The organism is Mangrovicoccus sp. HB161399 (genome assembly GCF_013184745.1).
In the GTDB taxonomy this organism is placed as follows: Bacteria; Pseudomonadota; Alphaproteobacteria; order Rhodobacterales; family Rhodobacteraceae; genus Mangrovicoccus.
Map to the genome: position 1 here is coordinate 1 of NZ_JAATVU010000168.1, position 3,519 is coordinate 3,519.

At 66.3% G+C, this 3,519-nt stretch carries 6 protein-coding genes; 4 read left to right on the forward strand and 2 right to left on the reverse strand.

Annotated elements, in window-relative coordinates:
- Positions 1 to 292 (reverse strand): hypothetical protein (locus HCC78_RS33375; protein ID WP_216671404.1); only part of this gene is annotated, 292 nt, incomplete at its 3' end.
- Between the two features lie 278 nt (positions 293 to 570).
- Positions 571 to 786: a hypothetical protein gene (locus HCC78_RS31740; RefSeq protein WP_172332696.1), complete on the reverse strand. Its 216-nt coding sequence runs from the start codon at positions 784 to 786 to the stop codon at positions 571 to 573.
- Between the two features lie 97 nt (positions 787 to 883).
- Between HCC78_RS31740 and HCC78_RS31745 the strand changes: the two genes are divergently transcribed.
- The 4 genes from HCC78_RS31745 to HCC78_RS34290 all read left to right on the forward strand — a co-directional run.
- Positions 884 to 1,150, forward strand: a complete 267-nt coding sequence (locus HCC78_RS31745) for a DUF2312 domain-containing protein (protein WP_172332697.1) — start codon at positions 884 to 886, stop codon at positions 1,148 to 1,150.
- Positions 1,151 to 1,288: 138 nt separating this feature from the next.
- Entirely contained in the window at positions 1,289 to 2,329 is a 1,041-nt protein-coding gene (locus HCC78_RS31750; RefSeq protein ID WP_172332698.1) for a chemotaxis response regulator protein-glutamate methylesterase, read from the forward strand.
- A 15-nt stretch (positions 2,330 to 2,344) separates the two neighbouring features.
- Entirely contained in the window at positions 2,345 to 2,860 is a 516-nt protein-coding gene (locus tag HCC78_RS31755; protein WP_172332699.1) for a chemotaxis protein CheD, read from the forward strand.
- A 356-nt stretch (positions 2,861 to 3,216) separates the two neighbouring features.
- Positions 3,217 to 3,519 (forward strand): transposase (locus tag HCC78_RS34290; protein WP_253949468.1); only part of this gene is annotated, 303 nt, incomplete at its 3' end.

The window sequence follows — 3,519 nt, forward strand, 5'->3', positions numbered from 1 at the left end:
CCAGGTACTGCGCCTCGTTCACAAGCGCCGAGGCCGCAACCTCCGCAGACGGAGGATATACCCCATCAACCTTCTCGAGCATTCGTCTCTCCCTAGTCGTCTCCTGGCGCCTGGCCTGCATCTCCCGGTTGCCGGGGCTGGGCGCCTCATCCCTTGCGCCGAGATTAACACGCGCTTTCGTGATCTGAATAAATGTCTGAGCAGGCGGGATTTTCTTGTAAAGAATTTGACCTGGTGCCGTGAAAACGGGAAAATTAATTTTCCCACAGGCGGAAATCCGCGCGATCTCCAAGCCTTAGCCAAGGCTTCTGCGATGCGGCAAGTACGGGATCGGAGGCGCCCGCCGCGCGCGGCGGCGCGCTGCGGCACGGGCGGCCAGCTGCGGCGTCCGCTGCATGGCCGCTCTGCACGCGGGGAATGAAGCTGTCGTCCGCCGGAGGGCGGCAGCAGGCCCGGGACTGATTCGAATCGCTGCTAGCGCTACCTGCGGGCGCGGGGCGGCAGCGGCGCGCCGGACATGGCGCGGGCCGAGGGCCTGCCTGGGGAATTCGGTGTGCTCCGGCGGGCAGGTCAGCCCAGCATGATGCCCGCGACAACGGCCATCAGGCCGAGCGCGGAGACCATCAGCGCCGCGAAATTCAGCGTCACGATCTGCTTGAGCCGCGCGCGCAGCGCGTCGTCGCCCAGACCGGCAGACTTTGCCTTCATGGCCATGACGATGCAGGCAATCAGCCCGCCAAGCCCGCAGAGAGATACTGCGGCTCCGATCCAGATCAGCGCTTCCATGCCCGAGCCCTACTTTGCCCGCGCAGCGAAGGCAAGCGGGCCTTGCATGGCCCGGGGCGACCGCTTACCACGCAGGCTCTGAGATCAAGGGTGCCCCATGGATATCGAAGAAGAGCAGAAGAGCGACCAGTTCCGCGTCACCGCCGCCGAGCTGCGCCAGTTTGTCGAACGGGTCGAGCGGCTCGAAGCGGAAAAGAAGGACATCGGCGAGCAGATCAAGGAAGTCATGGCCGAAGCCAAGGGGCGCGGCTACGACACCAAGGTCATGCGCAAGCTGATCGCGCTGCGCAAGCGCGACCGCGACGACATCGCCGAGGAAGAGGCGGTTCTCGAACTCTACAAGGAAGCGCTCGGCATGGCCTGAGCCTCCCCGGCCGGAGGCGCCTCCGGCCGGCTGATTTTCCTTCCGTAAAGACTTTCTTTGCGTTGGCCCGGTAGCACCGGACCGGTGGCGCCCCGCAGCGGCGCCGTTTCCGGTTCTGGTGGAGGCAGGACACCCGGCATGAAGGACGCAAGACAGCCCATCCGCGTTGCCATCGTCGACGATTTGGCCACGATCCGCAGGCTGGTCGCGATGGAGCTCGCGCGCCACCGCGACATAGAGCTGGTGGGCGAGGCCGAGCATCCCTACCAGGCACGGGTGATGATCAAGACGCTCAATCCCGACGTGCTGATCCTCGACATCGAGATGCCGCACATGAACGGGCTCGATTTCCTGAAGAAGATCATGACGCTGCGGCCGATGCCGGTGCTGATGTTCTCGTCGCTGACGCGCAGCGGCGCAAAGGCTGCGGTGGAGGCGCTGTCGATCGGCGCCGTCGACTGCCTGGGCAAGACGCCGACGCTCTCGACAGACGGCACGCTGCAGCAGCTGCCCGGCCTGGTGCGGATGGCGGCTGCGGCGCGGCTCGCGCAGCCGAGGACGCAGGACGCCGGGGCTGGCAATGCCTTCCGCAACCGCAACCGGATCGTCCTGATCGGCTCCTCGACCGGCGGCGTCGACGCGCTGGAGCAGGTGATCGGCGGATTTCCCGCGAACTGTCCGCCGACGCTGGTCACCCAGCACATGCCTGCGGAATTCCTCAAGAGCTTCACCGCGCGGCTCAACGCCATGGCGGCGCCCGAGGTCCGGCTTGCCTCCGACGGCGCGCTGCTGCGCGAGGGCGTGGTCTATGTCGCTCCCGGCGGGGACTATCACCTGGCCGTGGACGCGGGCCGCGCGCCATGCTGCCGTCTCGACCCGCAAGGCAAGGTGTCGGGCCACCGTCCTTCCGTCGACGTGCTCTACGGTTCGGCGGTGCCGCTGGCGAACCGCGTCGTGGCGGCGATCCTGACCGGCATGGGCGCCGACGGCGCGAAGGGCATGCTGGACCTGCGCCGCGCGGGGGCCCGCACCCTGGCGCAGGACGAGGAGAGCTGCACCGTCTTCGGCATGCCGCGCGTCGCGCTGGAAAATGGCGGGGCGGAGCGGGCAGTGCCGCTCAGGCGGGTCGCGCCCGCCATTCTCGACCTATGCACCCAACCCGGTCTCCAGACCGTCTGATCCGAGGAAGCGCCCATGTCGGGACCCCGTACCCAGCACATCAACCAGGGAGAATATGCGGTTGGCGGCGACGCCGAACACATGATCACGACGCTCCTCGGATCCTGCGTCGCCGTCTGCCTTCACGACCCGCGCAACCATGTCGGCGGCATGAACCACATCCTGCTGCCCGAAGAGACCGGCGGCGCCGCGACCGGCGCGAGCTTCGGCGTGAACGCGATGGAACTGCTGATCAACGGGCTGATCAAGATCGGGGCGGAGCGGTCGCGGCTCGAGGCAAAGGTTTTCGGCGGCGGCCGGATGGTGGCGGGGCTTTCGGATATCGGCCAGCGCAACAGGGATTTCGTGATGCGCTTCCTGGAGGCAGAGCGGATTTCCTGCGTCGGCGAAAGCACCGGCGGCACCTCCGGACGGCGCATCCAGTTCTGGCCGCATAGCGGCAAGGCCCGCCAGAAATTCATGGATACGGCGATCAAGGAAACCCCGGTTGTCGTGCCGAAGCCGAAGATCGACGATATCGAACTGTTCTAGGCTTGCGGCACGGGGCGGCGGAACTTTCCGGGATCGAACCGGCCGGTGCTCCGGACCCCTGGCGCGGACGTTCCGGCGGAGGTCGCAGGGAGAGCGGTCACCGAGCGTTCCGGGATCTTGGCCGGTCTGCGAAAGCACTGCCCAGCCCCTCTGACGGCCCTCGCTTGCCTGTTGCTGGGCATTTTTTTCAGAGCCATGGTGTCCGTGAGCCCGAGCCGTCGGATCGCGAGCTTGTTCCCGGTTATCGGACTGGGGGGGCGATATTCACTAAGCGGCCATCACGGCGGTCCCATAGTGCTTCCTTCCATGCCGACGAATGGATCGCACCATCAAACCGTGGGATCAAACAGTGCATGATGAAAGATCTGTTCTGGCTGACTGAGGCCCAGATGGAGCGCATCCGTCCTTTCTTTCTGAAGTCACACGGTCGGCCACGCGCAGATGACCGAAGGGCGCTCAGCGGCATTGTCTTCTCCAATCGCATTGGGTTGAGGTGGCGCGACGCCCCTTCCGAGTGCCGACCCCACAAGACGCTCTGCAACCGCTGGTTTTTTTTGGAGCCGGATGGCGAACGCCCGCTCCGCGACCGGGACCTTCCCGCGGGCTCGCGCCCAATGAGGCAGAAGCCGGAGCGCGTTCCCGGCGGCGACCGCCGGATG

Bases quoted from the DNA above. Each gene is read 5' to 3' on its own strand.
- HCC78_RS31740 (WP_172332696.1), bottom strand. From the start codon at position 786: ATGGAAGCGCTGATCTGGATCGGAGCCGCAGTATCTCTCTGCGGGCTT.
- HCC78_RS31745 (WP_172332697.1), top strand. From the start codon at position 884: ATGGATATCGAAGAAGAGCAGAAGAGCGACCAGTTCCGCGTCACCGCC.
- HCC78_RS31750 (WP_172332698.1), top strand. From the start codon at position 1,289: ATGAAGGACGCAAGACAGCCCATCCGCGTTGCCATCGTCGACGATTTG.
- HCC78_RS31755 (WP_172332699.1), top strand. From the start codon at position 2,345: ATGTCGGGACCCCGTACCCAGCACATCAACCAGGGAGAATATGCGGTT.